Here is a 17,565-nt window from a genome sequence, read left to right as displayed (position 1 = left end):
GTTACGCACCTTCGGTGACGGCGGACGGGCGGGCCTCGCGCAGCAGCGTGCGGATCTCCGGCAGGCAGGAGCCGCAATTGGTCCCGGCCCCCAGCGCCTCGCCCACCGCCTCGGGCGTGGCCAGACCGCGCTCGCGGATCGCGTCCGCCAACGCCTTGCGGCCGACCCCGAAGCAACTGCACACGGCCGGGCCGGCATCCGCCTCGGGATCGGCCGGCCGGCCCGTGAGCAGGGCGATACGATCGTCGGCGTCCAGTTCCCCCTTGGCGAACAGGCCGGCCAGCCACGACCGGTCCGGCAGGGCCGGCGGCCGCGGTGCCGCGAACAGGCAGGCGACGAGCGCCCCGTCCCGCAACCAGGCGGCCCGGTAATGACCGGCGCGCGGGTCGCTGTATTCGATCCAGTCGGCGTCCGGGTCGTCGACCCCGAACAGGGCCCGCGCGGCCAGGGGCCAGTGCGCCGGCGGCGCCGCGCCGGCCAGTTCGTAGCGCTCGAAGGCCTCGCCGTGGACCCGGATCCAGTAGTCGGCCTCGGCGGGCGGCGTCAACGGCGCGCGGGCCAGCACGAAGCCGTGCCAGGCCGCCGCCCAGGGCGCGACCGCGACCGGCGTGTGCTTGAACTCGGGCTCGCCGGACACCGGGTCGACCACCGGGTTGACCAGGGCGCCGACGCGGCCGGCGGCGGCGTACTCGGCGTTCCAATGGATGGGCGCGAACAGGCTGCCGCGGCGCTGGCCCTCGTCGACCGCCACGCGCGCCAGCATGCGACCCCAGTGAGAGCGTAGCTCGGCCAGGTGGCCGTCGGTCAGCCCGGCGACCTGGGCGTCGCGCGGATGCACCGACACGCAGGGCTCGGGGATGTGACCCGATAGCCGCGGCGACTTGGCGGTACGGGTCATGGTGTGCCAGTGGTCACGCAGGCGGCCGGTATTCAGGGTCAGCGGGTAGTTCTCGTCCGGCGCATGCGCGGGCGGCTGCTGGGTCACGGCCACGAAGCGGGCGCGACCGTCGTCCGTGGGGAAGCGGCCGTCCAGGAACAGGCGCTTCGGTACGGAAGACGGAAAACGGGAAACGGGAAACGTGTCGTCGCCAGCGCGAGCATTGTCTTCCCCGTCTTCCGTCTTCCGTTTCCCGTTTTCCGTTTCCCGTCTTACATTTCCCGTCCCCCCCGTCCTGGACACCGGCCACTGCACCGGCGTCAGGGCGTCGTAGTCCGCCCGCGTCAGCCCCGCCAGGCCGCCGATGTCGAACAGGCGGCGGCCGTCGTTGGCGTGCGCCGACAGGGCCGCGTGCTCGGTGAATATCTCGTGCGGGTGCTCGTAGGGAAAGGCCGCGGCGTGGCCCAGGCGGCGGGCCACCTGCGTGACGATCCACCAGTCCGGGCGGGCCTCCCCCGGCAGCGGCAGGAAGGGTCGCTGGCGCGAGATGGTGCGCTCGGAGTTGGTCACGGTGCCGTCCTTCTCGCCCCAGGTGGCCGCCGGCAGGCGGATATCGGCCAGGCGCGCGGTATCGGTGGCGGCCATGCAATCCGAGACCACGACCAGGTCGCAGCCGGCCAGGGCCCGGCGGACCGCGTCGGCGTCCGGCATCGACACGGCCGGGTTGGTGGCCATGATCCAGACCGCCTTGACGTGGCCGTCGCCGATCGCCTCGAACAGGTCCACCGCCTTCAGCCCCGGTTGCCGGGCGATGTTCGGCGCATGCCAGAAATCCGCGATCGTGTCGGCCTCGTCGAAGCCGCGGTGTGCGGCCAGGGTCGAGGCCAGGCCACCCACCTCGCGGCCACCCATCGCGTTGGGCTGACCGGTGATCGAGAACGGGCCGGCACCGGGCTTGCCGATGCGCCCGGTGAGCAGGTGGCAATTGATGATGGCGTTGACCTTGTCGCTGCCGGCGACCGACTGGTTCACGCCCTGCGAGAATACGGTGACCGTGTTCGGCGTGTCCGCGAACCAGTCCAGGAAGGTCCGCAGATCGGCCTCCGGCACGCCCGTGGCCCGGGCCAGGGCCGCGGGATCGGCGTCGCCCGCGCGCGCCGCGGCCAGGGCCTCGGCCGCGCCCGTGGTGCGGGCCTCGACGAAGCCGGCATCGACCCGGCCCGCGCGTTCCAGGTGCGCCAGCAGGCCGTTGAACAGCGCCACGTCCCAGCCCGGCGCCACCGGCAGGTGCAGGTCCGCCTCCTCGGCGGTGGCGGTGCGGCGGGGGTCGATCACCACCAGCCGCGTGTCCGGGCGCTCGGCGCGGGCGGCCTCGATGCGGCGGTAGACGATGGGGTGGCACCAGGCGGTGTTGGCGCCCACCAGCACGATCAGGTCGGCCCCTTCCAGGTCGGCGTAGCAGCCGGGCACCACGTCCTCGCCGAAGGCGCGGCCGTGGCCGGCCACGGCCGACGACATGCACAACCGCGAGTTGGTGTCGATGTTGGCGCCGCCGATGAAGCCCTTCATCAGCTTGTTGGCGACATAGTAGTCCTCGGTCAGCAACTGGCCGGAGACGTAGAAGGCCACGGCCTCCGGGCCGTGCTCGGCGACCACCCGCGAGAAGCCGTCGGCGACCGCGTCCAGGGCGGTGTCCCAGTCCGTGCGCCGGCCGCCGATCTCGGGATGCAGCAGCCGGTCCGCCAGGTCCAGGGTCTCGCCCAGGGCCGTGCCCTTGGAACACAGCCGCCCGGTATTGGCCGGATGCGACTCATCGCCGGCGATCGCGACCCCGCCGCCGGCCTCCACCGACGCCCGCACACCGCAGCCGACGCCGCAGTAGGGACAGGTCGTTTTGATGGTCTCAGACATAAAAGACTAACCACAGAGACACAGAGGTCACAGAGAAAATGCCGGAAAAAATGAACCCGAAAGAACCGAAGAGCGCGACATCAAGGCACACATACGTAATGCCTCTGTGTTCTCTGTGCCTCTGTGATTCATCACTCTTCAGGCACCAAGAGCAGAAACACGGCACCGTCGCGGACTTCGACCGGGTAGCGCGTCGTGGCGCCCTCGTCCGGCGGCAGGGCCCGGCCGTCGGCCAGGCCGATGCACCAGTTGTGCAGCGGGCAGGTGACCTCGCGGCCGTGGACGATGCCCTGGGACAGCGGACCGCCGCGGTGGGGGCAGGCGTCGCGTAGGGCGAACACCTCGTCCAGCCGGTTGCGGAAGACGGCGATGTCGCCCTCCGGCGTCTCCACCACCCGCGATCCCAGCCGCGGGATATCGTCGATGTCGCCGATCTCGATCCATGCCTGCCTTTCGGCGATGGCTGTTGTCATATCGACCTCCTTTGTTAACCACAGAGACACAGAGGGCACAGAGAGAAAGACACGAATTTTCGAAGATGCCTTCAACGAATCACCCGGCCACAGCGACAGACTGCAGGCGGTTGGCGTGTGCCCCCGGAAAGTGCGGAGACTTGGGCGGTGACCGTGAATGTCCGCTGCTTTCTCTTCTCTGTGTCCTCTGTGCCTCTGTGGTTAGCCTTTTCAACCAACTTGCTTCAGCGGGATGTAGTGTTCGCGGTTGACGCCTTGCGCCGAGCGCTCTTCCCACGGGTCGGTCTGGGCGTGGGTCTGGGATGCCAGGAACCGCTTGGCCAGGGCCTCGCGGTCCTCGGCGTCCTCGACCACGCGGGCATGGACATAGTCCAGGCCGACGCGCTCGATGAAGGGCGCGGTGCGCTCAAAGTAATGGCCCTCCTCGCGGTAGAGCTGGATGAAGGCCAGGCAGTGCTCCTTGACCTCCTCCGGGGTCGTCACGCGGGTGAGCACGTCGGCCCCGCGCAGCTTGGTGCCGCCGTTGCCGCCGACCTGCAGCTCGAAGCCGGACTCCAGGCAGACCACGCCGAAGTCCTTGATCGAGGCCTCGGCGCAGTTCCGCGGGCAGCCGGAGACCGCCATCTTGAACTTGTGCGGCATCCAGGAGCCCCAGGTCAGGTGTTCCAGGTCGATACCGAGCTGGGTCGAATCCTGGACGCCGAAGCGGCACCACTCCTGGCCCACGCAGGTCTTCACCGTGCGCAGGGCCTTGGCGTAGGCGTGCCCGGAGATCAGGCCGCCCTGCTCGCGCAGGTCGCGCCAGATGTCGGGCAAATCCTGTTTCTTCGCGCCCAGCATGTCGATGCGCTGGCCGCCGGTGACCTTGACCGTGGGGATGTCGTACTTCTCGGCCACGTCGGCGATCGCCCGCAGCTCACGGGGGCTGGTCACGCCCCCGAACATCCGCGGCACCACCGAATAGGTGCCGTCCTTCTGGATGTTGGCGTGGGCGCGCTCGTTGATGAAGCGCGAGGCATCCTCGTGCTCGGCCTCGCCGGGCCAGGTCGCGATGCAGTAGTAGTTCAGGGCGGGACGGCACTTGTGGCAGCCGTCCGGTTCCTGCCAGTCGAGCGCCTCGCGCACCGCCGCGGTGGTGACCAGGTGGCGCTCGCGGATCGCGGCCCGCACCTCGTCGTGACTGTACTCGGTGCATTCGCACATCGGCGTCTTGGCCGGGCCCGTCTCCAGCTCGTCGCCCAGGGTGGCTTCGACCAGTTGCGCCACCAGGTCCTGGCAGGAACCGCAGGAGGTCCCGGCCTTGGTCTGCTTGCCCACGGCGGCCACGCTCTTGAGGTCGTGCTCGCCGATGGCGGCGACGATGTCGCCCTTGCAGACGCCGTTGCAGTCGCAGACCTGGGCGTCGTCCGGCAGGTCGGCCACGCTCGATGCCGCGGCCGGATCCGCGCCCTCGGCGTAGGCCCGGCCGAAGACCAGGCGGTCGCGGATGTCGGAGACGTCGCGGCCCTCCTTCATGAGCTGGAAGTACCAGCCGCCGTCGGCCGTGTCGCCGTACAGCACGGCGCCCGCGACCTTGTCGTCGCGCAGCACCAGGCGCTTGTAGACACCGCGCCGCGGGTCCTGGAAGACGATGTCCTCGGTGTTCTCGTCGCCCACGAAATCGCCGGCGGAGAACAGGTCGATGCCGGTGACCTTGAGCTTGGTCGAGGTCACCGAGCCCTCGTAGCGGCCGGTGCCCACTTCGGCCAGGTGGGTCGCGCAGACCCTGGCCTGGTCCCAGAGCGGCGCCACCAGGCCGTAGGTGGACTCGCGGTGCTGCACGCACTCGCCCACGGCGTAGATGCGGGGATCGAAGGTCTGCATGGTGTCGTTGACCACGACGCCCCGCTCGCAATGCAGGCCGGCCGACTGGGCGAGTTCGATGTTGGGCTTGATGCCCACGGCCATGACCACGAGGTCGGCGGCGATCTCGTCGCCGCCCTTGAAGCGCACGCCTTCCACCCGCTTCTTGCCGAGGATGGCCTCGGTCTGGGCCTGCATGCGGAACTTGAGGCCGCGCTCCTCCAGCGACCCCTGCAGCAACCGCGCCGCGGGCGCGTCGAGCTGACGCTCCATCAGCGAATCCATCAGGTGCACCACGGTCACGTCCATGCCCTGCTTCATCAGGCCGTTGGCGGCCTCCAGGCCGAGCAGGCCGCCGCCGATGACCACCGCCTTCAGGTGGCGGCGCGAGGCGTCGAGCATGGCGTTGACGTCGTCGACGTCACGGAAGGTGATCACCCCGTCGAGGTCGTTGCCGGGCACCGGGATCACGAAGGGATTGGAGCCGGTGGCCAGCAGCAGGCGGTCGTAGGGCACTTCCTTGCCGCCGGCGGAATGCACCATGCGCCGGCGCCGGTCGATGGCCGCGACCGGATCGCCCGCGTGCAGGGTGATGCCGTTGTCGTCGTACCACTCGCGGGAGTTGATCATGATCTCGTCGAGATCCTTCTCCCCCGCCAGCAGCGGCGACAGCATGATCCGGTTGTAGTTGCCGTACGGCTCCGCCCCGAACACGGTGATGTTGAAGGCGTCGTCCGTGATCTTGAGAAGCTCCTCGACGGTGCGCATGCCGGCCATGCCGTTGCCGATCACCACGAGGTCCTGTTTCTGTTGGGGCAGTTTCTCTGCCATGGCTACCACTCTCCGCTTGACTATGCGATTCGATGCCCTCTCCCCGGCTAGCGGGGGAGAGCCAGACAACTCGACTCCCTCTCCCCCGCTCGCGGGGGAGAGGGTCGGGGTGAGGGGGATCCGGCCCTACCCCTCACTCGGTCTCTCCCCGCAAGCGGGGAGAGAGGATCCCGTGCGGCTCGCGCCGCTGTTCATGATCAAGCCGGGCTCGGCCGGGGTTCCCCGCTCGCCGTCTCGTCCGCGGACCGGGCGTCCAGGGCATCCCGGAGCAACCCGTCCTCCTCGGCGATCACCTCGGGCGAGAAGCGCACGGCGAAGGCGAAGAAGGAACAGACCACGACGGCGCAGCCCAGGAAGAACAGGCCCTGGCCGTAACTCAGGCTCTCGGCCTTGAACAGGAAGCCGGCGGCCACCGCGCCGGCGTTGCCGCCGGCGCCGACGATCCCGGCCACGGCGCCCAGGGCCTTCTTGTTCATGAACGGCACCAGGCCGTAGGTGGCGCCCTCCGACATCTGGGTGAACAGGGAGAAGAAGATCATCGTGCCCACGGCCAGCGCGAGCACCGTCATCTGCGAGAACACGATCAACGCCAGGCCTTCGACCAGCAGAGCCAGGAACAGGAACTGCACCCGCCCCCGCAGCCCGCGGTGACGGGCGAACAGGTCCGAGAAGAATCCGCCCAGGGTGCGGGCGAAGATGTTCATCAGGCCGAACAGACCGGCGATCAGACCTGCGGTCTTGAGGTCCAGCGAGAATTCGTCGAAGAAATAGATCGCGGCGACATTGTTGATGGTCAGCTCGACGCCGAAGCAGGCGGCGTAGACCACGAACAGGGCCCACACCCGGTAGTCCCGGGCGGCCACCTTGAAGCTGCCCCAGCCACTGCGCTCGTCCTTGGCCGGCGGGATCAGCCCCTTCTCGCGCAGTTCGCGGTAGTCGCCGTCCGGGGCGTCCTGGGTCAGGAACCAGTAGGCGACGCCCATGGCGAACAGCACCATGCCGGGCACGACCATGGCCAGACGCCAGCCGGCGAACTCGGACACGCCCAGGCTGACGATGCCGGCGAACACCAGCGGCATCACGATCTGGGTGGTGCCGCCGCCGAGGTTGCCCCAGCCGGCGGTGGTGGCGTTGGCGGTGCCGACCACGTTGGGCGCGAACATCACCGAGGTGTGGTACTGGGTGATCACGAAGGACGCACCGATCGCGCCGATCGCCAGCCGCGCCATCAGGAAGGTCTCGAAGCTGTCGGCGAAGCCGATGCACATCACGGGTATCGAACCCAGCGTCAGCAGCCAGGTATAGGTCCGGCGCGGCCCGAACTTGTCGCACAGCGGGCCGATCAGGAAACGCACCAGCACGGTGATCGCCACCGAGGCGATGATGGTGGACCCGACCATGGACTTGTCCAGGTTCAGGTCCTCGCGCACCACCGCCATCAGCGGCGCGATGCCGAACCACCCGAAGAAGCACAGGTGGAAGGCCAGCCAGGTGAGATGGAAGGTGCGCATCTGCACCGACTTGAAGTCGAAGAGCCGGATGCGGGTCGCCTTGTTCGCGAGTTCCATGGGTTCCTCCTCGGGGATTCAGGCTTGTTGCGGGACGTTCAGGGCGCGCAACTCGTCCAGCGGCGCCGCGCGCGCGTGCATGGGAAATTCGGCCAGGTAGTCCACCGGGTGCGCCGGATCGAAGACGCGGCCGTCGACGAGGCGATCCGGCCCCATCGCCAGCGCCCCGTCGGGGGTCGCCAACGTCCAGGACTCGGCGTGCGCGCCCTCGACCTTGCTGTCCTCGGCCGGCGCCGGGATATCCAGGCCGGCGGCGACCTCGCGGTAGATCTCCGGCCGATAGACCTCGATCGCGGCGCGGCGCAGGTCCACGGCGTGCGGGATCTGGCCCCAGCGCAGCATCTGCGCCACGAACCAGGCCGCGTGCGAGCGCCACGGGAAATTGGCGGCGTAGCGGTGGAAGACGTTGAAGTCGGGCAACGCCTCCGGCTGCGAGCCGGGGTGGTACTGGAAACCGCCGGCCAGCGCCCGCCGCAGCAGCGCGGGATCGGCGTCCACGTACTCGGCGCGCGCGATCAGCTCGGCGGCCTGGGCGCGGTTGCCGGGCACGTCGAGCCAGGCGCAGGCGCGGATCAGGGCGCGCAGCACCGCGCGGTGGGTCGCGGGATGGGCCTCGGCCCACTCGCGGGTCACGCCGAAGACCTTCTCCGGGGCGTTGTTCCAGATTTCGTAGCCGGTGATCACGGCGTGGCCGATGCCGCGTGCCACCGCCACCTGGTTCCAGGGCTCGCCCACGCAATAGCCGGCGATGCGGTTGGCGGCGAGGTTGTCCACCATCTTGGCCGGGGGAATGACGATCAGCCGCACGTCGCGGTCGGGATCGATCCCGCCGGCGGCCAGCCAGTAGCGAAGCTGGTAATTGTGCGAGGACACCGGGTACACGCTGGCGAAGGTCAGCGGCGCGAGGCCGGCGGCCTGGTCGGCCTCGATCACCCGTTTGAGGGCGCGTGCCGAGACGGGACGGCGGGCCATCGCCTCGGGGTCGGCGGCCGCCATGCGCGCGTGCAGCTCGCCGGAGACCGTGACGGCGTTGCCGTTCAGGTTGAGCGACAGCGCGGTGACCATCGGATGGTGGAAACCGCCGACGCCCAGGCTGGCCGCGATCGGCATCCCCGCGAGCATGTGCGCGCCGTCGAGCACGCCCATCGCCACCTTGTCCCGGATCGCCGCCCAGGAAGGCTCGCGCGAGAGCGCGACCTCCAGCCCCTCCTCGGCGAAGAAGCCGCGTGCCGCGGCCACCGCCAGCGGCGCGCAGTCGGTGAGCGGGATGAAGCCCAGCGTCAGCCGGCGCTTCTCCGGCTCGCCGTCGCTGCCGGTCCCGGACAAGGGGCCCGCGCCGGCGGTCGGGCCGGCGGGGAGCCAGGCACCGGCCGCGCCCAGGGCCGCAGCCGCTCCCTGGGACAGGAACCGCCGGCGGGACAATCGATGATCTGGATCGGACATGCCGTTATCCCTCTGTATGAACCGGGCTCAGAAGCGGTATTCCGCCTGGAGCCAATAGCGCCGGGTGTCGACGGCGAAGGTCTCGGCGTCGTAGTCGGCGAACTTGGCCAGCAGGGTCAGCCGCGGCGTCACCGGCCGGGCGGCCAGCAGGTCCCATTCGCTGCCGTAGTCCGCGCCGCCGGTGTCCGCCGAGAAGTCGTGATAGACCGCCTTGAGCGTGGTGCCCGCCCACTTGCCGCCGACGCCGGCGTAGGCGTCGCGCAGGCCGGCGGCGGGCGTGGCCAGGAACAGGTCGGCCCAGCCCTGGAACTTGTGGTTGGTCGCCAGGGGGAACTGGAAGGCATAGCTGCCGTCGCCGCCGAGCGATTCGTAGCCGGCGTCCAGGCGCAGCGGCCCCAGCGGCGCGCCCAGGGTCGCCGCCCAGTACTCGGCGTCCACGCTGTCGGGCGCGTCCGCGTGGTCCGACTGGTCGGCGTATTCCAGGCTGTAGTCGACGGGGCCCAGCGAGCCGCTCGCCCGCAGCCCCAGGTCGCGGTGATCGGGCGCGCCGGGAGCGCGCGGGCCGGCATCGTCGTCGAAGTCGATGAAATAGGCGTAGGCGACCAGGGTGAGTCGCGGATAGACCGCCCAGCGCGCGTTGAGCAGATGGCCGTCGAGGCGGTTGTCGTTGAAGAAGATGAAGTTCTGCCGCCGCAGCCAGGCATAGGTCAGGGTCACGCCGGGCAGCGACTCGTTCACCAGGGCGACCGCGTCGAAGGTCTGCTCGTTGTCGCGCCAGCCGACATTGCCCACGAAGCGGGCGTTGTCCAGGATCAGGCGCTGGCGCCCGACCTTGGCCTCGGTGCCGGGCAGGCCGCGGTAGCGCAACCAGGCACGGTTGAGTTCGTCGCCCGCGGGGTCCGCGATGGTGCTGTAGCCGGTGCGGCCGTTGGTCTCCGCCAGGAAGGCGGGGCCGCTGTTGTAGCCGTCGTCGCCGCCCAGGGCATACACGCCCTCGTACTCGGCGAAGGCGTCGAAGCCCGCCCACTCGCCGGTGGCATAGCCGAGACGCAGCCGGAAGGTGGTCGCGTCGGCATCCGCCACGGCATTGTCCTGCTCGGCGCGCTCGTGGCGCAGGCGCGCGTCCACGGTCGCCTCGCCGCCGGCGATCGCCGCGCCGAGTCCATCCGCCGACGCGGGCGCCAAGGACGGCACCGCGAGCAACACGGCCAGCACGGCGCGGCGGATACGGGGGGCGGGTCTGTCGGTCATGGCCTGTTCCCAATAAAAAAGGCGCCCCGACCGGCCCCGCGCAATGCGCGGAGGGGAAGGGACGCCGTTGTCCGTTAGCGGATTGTCCGTCGGGTGCGTGGTGCCGACCGCGGTGTCGCGGGGTCGCCGTTGACCGGGCACCGCACCCGCAGAGGATTCACGCAGGGTCCGTGCCAGACCGGCGGGGAATGTCGTTAAGCGGCTGTTTCAGAAGCGTGTAGGCCTTCCGGACGCGGCCCGCGGCTTGGCCGGCGGCTACGGGTTATTGCACCGCAGCAGGGCACCATCGGGTCACAACGCACCGCGCTCGAGCACGGCGCGGGCCATTTCCACGAGCGGCCGGCCCCGATCCATGGCCGCCTTGCGCAGGCGGCCGTAGGCATCGCGTTCGGAGAGGCCGTGGCGCTCCATGAGCAGGGTCTTGGCGCGGTCGATCACCTTGCGCGAGGCCAGGGTCTCGCGGGCCTCGTCCAGCTCGCGCCGCAGCGTCTGCACGCTTTCGAACTGGCGCACCGCCACCTCGACCAGCGACCGCACCAGCGGCGGCGACACGCCCTCCAGGACATAGGCGCTGACGCCGGCGTCGGCGGCGCCGGCCAGCATGCGGCGGTCGTCGCGCGGCGACAGCATCAGCAGCGGCCGCGGGTAGCGCTCGCCCAGGACCGCGAGGTGCTCCAGGGTGTCGCGGGAGGGCGAGTCGGCATCCACCAGCACGGCATCCGGGGCCAGGCGCTCCACGGCCTCGTACAACCCCTCGCCGTCGGCGACCACGCCGACGACCCCGAAGCCGGCCTCCTCCAGCGCCGCCCGCAATGTGGCGGCGCGCGAGGAGCCGACATCCACCAGTAGTACCTCGATGGTCACGGCCGCGTTTCCGGATTGCCTGCGGGAATGTCCTGTGCGGTTCATGCAAGAACCGTGCGTGATATCCCCCGCGCGGACGCTATCGGCGATCCAGCAACAGCAACAGCGGCGGCAGGAACAGGAAGTCCACCACCAGCGCCAGGACGATGATCATCGCCGTGAGGGCGCCCATGTGCTGGGTCATGGAGAAGCTGGACAGGGTCATCAACACGAAGCCGACGACCAGCACCAGCGAGGTCAGGCACAGGGCGGTGCCGACATTGGCGAAGGCATCGCGCAGGGCATCGTGCGGCGCCAGGCCCCGTTCCCGGCGCGCCCGCCGGTACTTGGACAGCAGGTGCACCGTGTCGTCGACCACGATGCCCAGGGTGAGGCTGGCGACCACCGAGGTCGCCACGCCGGTCTGGCCCACCAGAAGCCCCCAGGCGCCGAAGCCCATCGCCAGCGGCGCCAGGTTCGGGAACAGGCTGAGCAGCCCCAGGCGCAGGCTGCGGAAGGCCAGCACCATGGCCACGGCGATGAAGGCGAAGGCCATGAGCGTGCCCAGCAGCATGCTCCGGAAGTTCCGCTCCGCGATGTAGGCGAACATGATCGAGATGCTGGACCCGGGCGCCGCCGTGTCCGGCGAGAGGTGCTCCGCCATCCAGTCCTGGGCGCGCTCGTCCAAGTCCCGCATGCGCTGGTCCAGGATCGGGTCCAGGACCACGGCCACGCGCGCGGCGGATTTGTCCAGGTTGACCAGATTGGTGATGTCCATGCCCTGCGGCAGCGACATCTCGTAGAAGAACAGGAGCTGTGCCGCGAGCTCGCGCGATTCCGGGATGCGGTGATAGGCGGGATCGCCGCCGTGGAAGGTCTGGTTAAGCCGCTTGATCAGCTCGGTGACGGCGACCACCCGGCGCACCTCCGGCTGCTCGCGGAACCAGTCCACGAGCCGGTCGACCCGGCGCAGGAACTCGGGGTCGTGCACATCGCCCGACGCCCCGGCCTCCAGCGGGTACTCGATGAGTTGCATGCCGGTGAGTTCGCGGTTGATGAACTCGGTGTCGCGCCGGAACTCCAGGCTGTGGTCGAAGAACTCGACGTAGTTGTCGCCGAAACGGTTGAGTCCGATCGCGGCGGACAGGCCCGCCAGGGCGACCGCGCCCGCGACCAGCAGGGCGCGCCGACGGCGGATCACGAACTCCGCCAGGGCGGCCAGCAGACCGCGCCCCCGACCGGTGGCCACCTCGGAGGGCAGCACGGTCAGCGCCGCCGGCAGGAATACCAGCGAATAGACGAACGCCGCGGCGACCCCGAGTGCGACGATGTTGCCCAGGTCCCGGAACGGCGGCGAATCCGAAAAGTTCATGCCCAGGAAACCGAGAGCGGTGGTCAGGCTGGTCAGGAACACCGGCTGGGCGTTGACGCGCAGCGACTCCAGCAGCGCCGGCCGCCGCTCGTTACCGGCGACACGCGCGTTGGCGTAGCCGACCAGGATATGCACGGAGTCCGCCACCGCCAGGGTCAGGATGATGATCGCCGACGATACCGAGGCGGTGTTCAGCGTGATCCCCGCCCAGCCCGCGGCGCCGAAGGCCGTGCCCACCGCCATCAGCAGGATCGCCAGCGTCGCCAGGGTCGCGCCCAGGCTGCGGAAGAACAGCGCCAGTACCGCGAACATGATCAGGAAGAACGGCGGATACAGGTAGGTCAGGTCCCAGCGGATCGAGTCGATCATCGCCTGGTTGAGCATCACCGCACCGGTGAGATAGACCTCCAGGTCCGGCCGCTCCGCCTCCACGCGGTCGGCGAGATCGCGGACGGCGCCGGCGATCCGCCGAACCGCGGACTCGCGCTCGGTTTGCGGCAACTCGAAGGAGACCACCACGCCGGTGACCTCGCCGTCGTCCGCCAGCAGGCTCCCCGCCACGCGCGGGTTGTCCACGGCCCGCTCGCGCACCGTCGCCAACGCCCCGTCGTCGAGTTCGCCGGTCGGCACCAGCGGCTCCACCGCCAGCTCGTCGCCGCGCGCGTAGGCATCATGGAAATTGGCCAGCGACGAGACGCTCTTGGCGTAGGGCAGCTCCCAGGCGGCGTCCGTCAGCTCCCGCACCGTGGCGAGCGTTTCGCGGGTGAACACGTCGCCGGCGGCCGGTGCCAGCGCGAACAGGACGTTGTCGGTACGCTCGAAGGCCTTCTCGATGGACTTGTACGCCCGCCATTCCGGGTTCTGCGGCGAAAAGTAGGCGTCGTAGGCGGTGGTGAAGCCCAGTCCCGGCGCCCCGGCCACGGCGAGCAGCGTGACCGCGACGCAGATCGCCATCGCCCGCCACGGTCGATCGAGAACGCGGTCGAAGAAGGCGTTCAGCACGAGGCGATCCCGATCGCCGCGGCGGCGGATTGCTCAGACCGCCGTGTTTCCAGTTTCGAAAAAGACATGACCGGCCCCGAGGCTATCCCGCGGCCCCATTCGACACTTGCGACTCGAAACCGCGTACTGGCGCGCTCATCGGGCGCGCTTCAGCGCGTCGACCGAGAAGTCACGCTCCGTGAACCCGTTGCCGAACTCGATGCCGGACCATTCCAACACGCTGGTGCCGCCGCCGAGATGGTTGGTCATGGTGAGCTTGCCGGGGCGCCACTGGCCGTTGTCGTACGCCTTGAAATCGGTGGCGCGCAGGGTCTTCTGATGCTGTCCGGCGCGGTTGTAGTACTCGACCTTGAGCGTGCGGTAGTGGGCCCGGTCGAGCCAGGCGACATGGCGCGCATAGGCCGAGTTCTCCGCCTTCTTGGGCGTGCGCTCCAGGACATAGCAGGGTTGGCCGTCCAGTTCCGCCTCGCGCAGGAACCGGAAGTCGAACTTGGCCACCGGCTGGGCGGTGAAATCCTCGTAGGTGAACTCGCTGCCCATGAACGCGCCCGAGCGGTTGCCCGCCGCGATGCGCTTGACCCGGTTCAAGGCCGGCAGCAACAGCCACTGCTCGTCCGGCCGCTCGTCGTAGGAGTGGGTCAGCAGCGCGGTGCCGGCGACGTCCTTGGGCGCATCCACGACCGTAAGGTTGCGGCTGCCGTCGTCGGTGTTGAGACTGCGGGCATGCATGCGGCGCACCGCCTCGTCGCCGTCGGCGGTGCGGATGGTGAGCACGGCCTCGCCGCGCTGGTCGGCGTAGTCGTCGTAGCGGCGCTCGGACTCGCGGGCGATCTCGAGACCCCGACCGCCGTCATCCGACGCGGCCACGGGCAACGGCACGGCGCACACCGCGAGCAAGAGGAGGATCGTTCGTGTCATGAGCCTCTCAATCCGGAAAGAATCGTATTCACTTATATTACGGCCCCTGGCCGTGCTGACGCTAGTGTGCCTCACCGCATGCGCGAGCGGCATCGACGAGAGCACGGCGGCGCCGGAAGCGACGATCGCGGTCGCGGACACGCGCCTGGGCCTGGCCGGCCGGCTCAATACGAGATTGGAACGACTGGGCTGGAACCTGACCGCCTACCAGACGGGCCGCGAGGCCGGCCTGGAAACGCCACCGCCGCCGGACCTCGCGACCCGTGCCCGCTACCGGCTGGTCCTGCGGGCCGCCGAGATCGGCACCTGCGCCGGCAACCTGGACACGGCCTACGTCTACGACATCCGGCTGATCGACAACCGCGACGGCCGGGTCCTCGTCGACCGCAGCGGCCGCGGCTGCGAGACCGACATCGCGGACCGCTTCCAGGCACGCCTGCGCCAGATCGGCCTGCTGCCGCCGGGCGCCGACGGCGAATAGGCTGTCGGCTCAGTCCTTGAGCTTGCGCCGGACCTTTGCCACCGGTGTGTCCAGGTCCACCGCGACATCGGTGCGGGTGGCGAGCTTGAGATGGGTCAGAACGCGCGGCGCGCCCATCTCGTGCACCGTCTCCTGGCAGCGCTTGACGGCCGTCATCACGGCATCCCAGTCGCCGGCCACCTCGGTGCCCAGGGCATGCAGGCGCGGCTGGAACCCCGCCTCGCGGAGCACTTGCTCGCAGGCGGCGACATAGTCGGACAGGGGCTCGTCGGTGGCCAGCGGCACCACCGCGATCTCGGCTGCGACTTGCATGGCGCTCTCCTCGGGCGGCTGTCGCCCTCTGGTGCATTGCACCCCCACAAGCCTAGTGACCACATCCGGGCTCGCCAAGCCGGCCTTGTTGCCGGTCACGCATGCCCCGCCCATAATCGCCGAAGGGACACCGCCGGCACGGCCGCAGGGGACATGCGCCGAATCATCGTGATCAACGCCAAGGGTGGGTGCGGCAAGACCACGATCGCCGTGAACCTGGCCACCCGCTATGCCGCGCGCGGTTACCTGACGGCCCTGTTCGACTACGACCCCCTGGGCGCGGGCCAGCAATGGCTGCAAAGACGCGACTCCGAGGCCCCGGCGGTCGTCACCGTGGGCGCCGCCGATCGCGCCGCCACCGCCACCCGGGCCTGGCAACTGCGGGTGCCGCCGGAGACCCAGCGCATCGTGGTCGACACCCCGGCGAGCGTGCAGATCCACGAGATCCTGGATCAGTTGCGCACCGCCGACGCGGTGCTGGTGCCGGTGCTGCCCTCGCCCGTGGATATCCGCGCCACCGCGGACTTCATCCGCGACCTGCTGCTGATCGGCAAGGTGCGCCACCATCGCACCCGGATCGGCATCGTCGCCAACCGTTTACGGCGCAACACGCGCGCGCTGGGGGACCTGGAACGCTTCCTGGACGCGCTCGACATCCCGGTGGTCACACGCCTGCGGGACAGCCAGCGCTACCTGCACGCGGCCGAACGCGGCCTGGGCGTACACGAGATGACGGGCCGCGGCGCCTACGGCGACCGCCTCGCGTGGGACGCGGTGATCGATTGGCTGGAACAGCGCGAGACCGACAGCCTGGCCAGGGCTTTCACGGACCGCCTGCGCGCGCCGTCCTGAACGGCGGCGCACCCCGCGATGCTGCTAAACTCGATGCACGAAGCGCTGACTCGAATCGCGGGATTCGATCCACGGGGATCCAGGTCGACTATGAATCGATTCAGGCAAGGATGCGCGGTTGCCCTGCTGCTCTGCGGCATGACCGGTGCCGCCTGGGCGGATATCCGTGTCGAGGTGCGGGAGTCCGTCAACGACGCGGAGCCGGTCCCGGTGGTCCACTGGTTCGGGGCGTCGCGCACCCTCCGCGACGACGGCAACCGCTTCATCATCACGCGCGTCGACCAGGGCAAGACCTATATCGTCGACCGCGAGAAGCGCCAATACCGCGTGGTGCCCCTCAACCTCGACGAGGACGGCGATGTCCCGGACGTATCCATCGAGCGCACCGAGGATACCCGCGAGATCGGCGAGTGGTCCGCCCATCGCTATCGCATCGCCGGTCCCGCGACCCGCGACCTGACGATCGATATCTGGATCGCCGACGACGTGGATGTCGACGTCTCCGCCTTCCGCCGCCTGATGGTACGGCTGGGCGACCGCCCCGGCTCGGAATGGCTCAAGGCCTATGCCGAGATCGACGGCTTCCCCGTGCTGCAGCAGGTGGAACTGGAGCGCCCCGGTATCCGTCTGCGCTCGGAGAGCCGGGTGGTGGAGATCGAGGAGACCGAGCCGCCGCCCGGCACCTACAGCCCGCCGGACGATTACGAGCGGACGCGCTGAGCCGCGCTCAGGCGGCCGCCAGGCTCGCCCGCAGGCCCTCCCGATAATCCGGATAGCGCAGGCGCAGGCCCAGTTCCCGCGTCAGCCGGGTGTTGTCCAGGCGCCGCGACTCGCGCAGGAAGGACAACCGCATGGCGGACCATTCGCGCTCGGCCCGGGCCCACTCGATCTCGGGCGGCGCGGCCACACCCAGCAGCGCGGCCAGCTCCCGGTAATAGGGCCCCATGCGGGTCGGATGGCCGTCGGCGGCATTGAACACGCCGGTGGGTGCGTCCGGGGCCGCGGCCGCCACCGCGGCCGCCGCCAGGTCCTCGACATGGATACGGTTGGTCCAGGGGCTGTCCGCGTCCCGCAGGATCGGCGCCCCCGAGCGCACCCGCTCGACCGGCAGACGGCCGGGGCCATAGATGCCCGGCGCGCGCAGGATCGCGACCGCTCCCGGCCAGGCCGCCAGCAGGCGCTCGGCGGCGAGGCGTCGGCGGGCGCGTGCGGTGATCGGCGCGGGCGGGCGGTCCTCGGTCACCCAGTCGCCGCCGCAATCGCCATAGACGCCGCTGGTGCCGATGTACACCAGCCGCCGCGGGGGGTGCGGGGAGAGTGCCGCCAGCACGCGCGCCAAGCGCGGATCGTCGTCGCCCTCCCGCGGCGGAGGCGCGCAGTGGAACACCACGTCCGCGGCCGGCAGGTCGTCCAGGGGTTGGTCGAGGTCCCGGCGCAGGGCCGGGATGCCGGCCGCCTCCAGGGCCGCGGCACTGTCCGCGCCGCGTACCAGGCCGAGAACACCGTCGCCCGCGGCCCGGCGGGCGGCGGCGATCCGGCGGCCGGTGTCGCCGCAGCCAACGATCAGGACGTTGTCGCCCATGGGCCGG

At 70.0% G+C, this 17,565-nt stretch carries 14 protein-coding genes; 3 read left to right on the top strand and 11 right to left on the bottom strand.

Annotation, left to right across the window (positions count from 1 at the left end):
* Window position 1: 1 nt before the first annotated feature.
* The 9 genes from PC39_RS00385 to PC39_RS00345 all read right to left on the bottom strand — a co-directional run bounded on the left by PC39_RS00385 (window position 2) and on the right by PC39_RS00345 (window position 14,331).
* On the bottom strand, window positions 2-2,788 hold the full coding sequence (locus tag PC39_RS00385) for a molybdopterin-dependent oxidoreductase (RefSeq protein ID WP_353251375.1): 2,787 nt from the start codon (window positions 2,786-2,788) through the stop codon (window positions 2-4).
* 131 nt (window positions 2,789-2,919) lie between these two features.
* Window positions 2,920-3,261, bottom strand: coding sequence for a nitrite reductase small subunit NirD (gene nirD / locus PC39_RS00380; protein WP_353251374.1), 342 nt, complete (start codon window positions 3,259-3,261; stop codon window positions 2,920-2,922).
* Window positions 3,262-3,471: 210 nt separating this feature from the next.
* On the bottom strand, window positions 3,472-5,934 hold the full coding sequence (gene nirB, locus PC39_RS00375) for a nitrite reductase large subunit NirB (RefSeq protein ID WP_353251373.1): 2,463 nt from the start codon (window positions 5,932-5,934) through the stop codon (window positions 3,472-3,474).
* 197 nt (window positions 5,935-6,131) lie between these two features.
* The gene (locus PC39_RS00370; protein WP_353251372.1) at window positions 6,132-7,502 is read right to left on the bottom strand and encodes an MFS transporter; all 1,371 of its coding nucleotides are present in this window, start codon (window positions 7,500-7,502) and stop codon (window positions 6,132-6,134) included.
* Window positions 7,503-7,520: 18 nt separating this feature from the next.
* Window positions 7,521-8,945 carry a CmpA/NrtA family ABC transporter substrate-binding protein gene (locus PC39_RS00365; protein WP_353251371.1) on the bottom strand — a complete coding sequence of 475 codons (1,425 nt, stop codon included), beginning with the start codon at window positions 8,943-8,945 and terminating at the stop codon, window positions 7,521-7,523.
* Window positions 8,946-8,972: 27 nt separating this feature from the next.
* Entirely contained in the window at window positions 8,973-10,196 is a 1,224-nt protein-coding gene (locus tag PC39_RS00360) for an alginate export family protein (protein ID WP_353251370.1), read from the bottom strand.
* A gap of 291 nt (window positions 10,197-10,487) precedes the next feature.
* Window positions 10,488-11,060 carry an ANTAR domain-containing response regulator gene (locus tag PC39_RS00355; protein WP_353251369.1) on the bottom strand — a complete coding sequence of 191 codons (573 nt, stop codon included), beginning with the start codon at window positions 11,058-11,060 and terminating at the stop codon, window positions 10,488-10,490.
* Between the two features lie 79 nt (window positions 11,061-11,139).
* A complete protein-coding gene (locus PC39_RS00350; protein ID WP_353251368.1) occupies window positions 11,140-13,413 on the bottom strand; it encodes an efflux RND transporter permease subunit in 2,274 nt (757 codons plus the stop codon).
* A gap of 135 nt (window positions 13,414-13,548) precedes the next feature.
* Entirely contained in the window at window positions 13,549-14,331 is a 783-nt protein-coding gene (locus tag PC39_RS00345) for an outer membrane lipoprotein-sorting protein (RefSeq protein ID WP_353251367.1), read from the bottom strand.
* A 52-nt stretch (window positions 14,332-14,383) separates the two neighbouring features.
* Between PC39_RS00345 and PC39_RS00340 the strand changes: the two genes are divergently transcribed.
* Entirely contained in the window at window positions 14,384-14,812 is a 429-nt protein-coding gene (locus tag PC39_RS00340; RefSeq protein WP_353251366.1) for a hypothetical protein, read from the top strand.
* A 9-nt stretch (window positions 14,813-14,821) separates the two neighbouring features.
* Here PC39_RS00340 and PC39_RS00335 read toward each other — a convergent pair whose 3' ends face one another.
* The gene (locus PC39_RS00335) at window positions 14,822-15,124 is read right to left on the bottom strand and encodes an MTH1187 family thiamine-binding protein (protein ID WP_353251365.1); all 303 of its coding nucleotides are present in this window, start codon (window positions 15,122-15,124) and stop codon (window positions 14,822-14,824) included.
* A 153-nt stretch (window positions 15,125-15,277) separates the two neighbouring features.
* On the opposite strand from PC39_RS00335, the gene PC39_RS00330 reads away from it, so the two are divergent.
* Window positions 15,278-15,976: a nucleotide-binding protein gene (locus PC39_RS00330; protein ID WP_353251364.1), complete on the top strand. Its 699-nt coding sequence runs from the start codon at window positions 15,278-15,280 to the stop codon at window positions 15,974-15,976.
* A gap of 90 nt (window positions 15,977-16,066) precedes the next feature.
* Window positions 16,067-16,696: a DUF4412 domain-containing protein gene (locus tag PC39_RS00325; RefSeq protein WP_353251363.1), complete on the top strand. Its 630-nt coding sequence runs from the start codon at window positions 16,067-16,069 to the stop codon at window positions 16,694-16,696.
* 7 nt (window positions 16,697-16,703) lie between these two features.
* Here the strand turns inward: PC39_RS00325 and PC39_RS00320 are convergent, their stop codons facing one another.
* Window positions 16,704-17,558, bottom strand: coding sequence for an NAD-dependent epimerase/dehydratase family protein (locus PC39_RS00320; RefSeq protein WP_353251362.1), 855 nt, complete (start codon window positions 17,556-17,558; stop codon window positions 16,704-16,706).
* Window positions 17,559-17,565 lie beyond the last annotated feature (7 nt).

Origin of the sequence: Salinisphaera sp. PC39, assembly GCF_040361335.1 — a bacterium.
Taxonomy (GTDB): Bacteria; Pseudomonadota; Gammaproteobacteria; order Nevskiales; family Salinisphaeraceae; genus APNM01.
This window is presented reverse-complemented; position numbering and strand designations above follow the sequence as displayed.

Coding starts and splice junctions, on each gene's coding strand:
- PC39_RS00325 (WP_353251363.1), top strand. CDS start 16,067: ATGAATCGATTCAGGCAAGGATGCGCGGTTGCCCTGCTGCTCTGCGGC.
- PC39_RS00330 (WP_353251364.1), top strand. CDS start 15,278: ATGCGCCGAATCATCGTGATCAACGCCAAGGGTGGGTGCGGCAAGACC.
- PC39_RS00320 (WP_353251362.1), bottom strand. CDS start 17,558: ATGGGCGACAACGTCCTGATCGTTGGCTGCGGCGACACCGGCCGCCGG.
- nirD (WP_353251374.1), bottom strand. CDS start 3,261: ATGACAACAGCCATCGCCGAAAGGCAGGCATGGATCGAGATCGGCGAC.
- PC39_RS00345 (WP_353251367.1), bottom strand. CDS start 14,331: ATGACACGAACGATCCTCCTCTTGCTCGCGGTGTGCGCCGTGCCGTTG.
- PC39_RS00385 (WP_353251375.1), bottom strand. CDS start 2,788: ATGTCTGAGACCATCAAAACGACCTGTCCCTACTGCGGCGTCGGCTGC.
- PC39_RS00370 (WP_353251372.1), bottom strand. CDS start 7,502: ATGGAACTCGCGAACAAGGCGACCCGCATCCGGCTCTTCGACTTCAAG.
- PC39_RS00365 (WP_353251371.1), bottom strand. CDS start 8,945: ATGTCCGATCCAGATCATCGATTGTCCCGCCGGCGGTTCCTGTCCCAG.
- PC39_RS00360 (WP_353251370.1), bottom strand. CDS start 10,196: ATGACCGACAGACCCGCCCCCCGTATCCGCCGCGCCGTGCTGGCCGTG.
- PC39_RS00335 (WP_353251365.1), bottom strand. CDS start 15,124: ATGCAAGTCGCAGCCGAGATCGCGGTGGTGCCGCTGGCCACCGACGAG.
- nirB (WP_353251373.1), bottom strand. CDS start 5,934: ATGGCAGAGAAACTGCCCCAACAGAAACAGGACCTCGTGGTGATCGGC.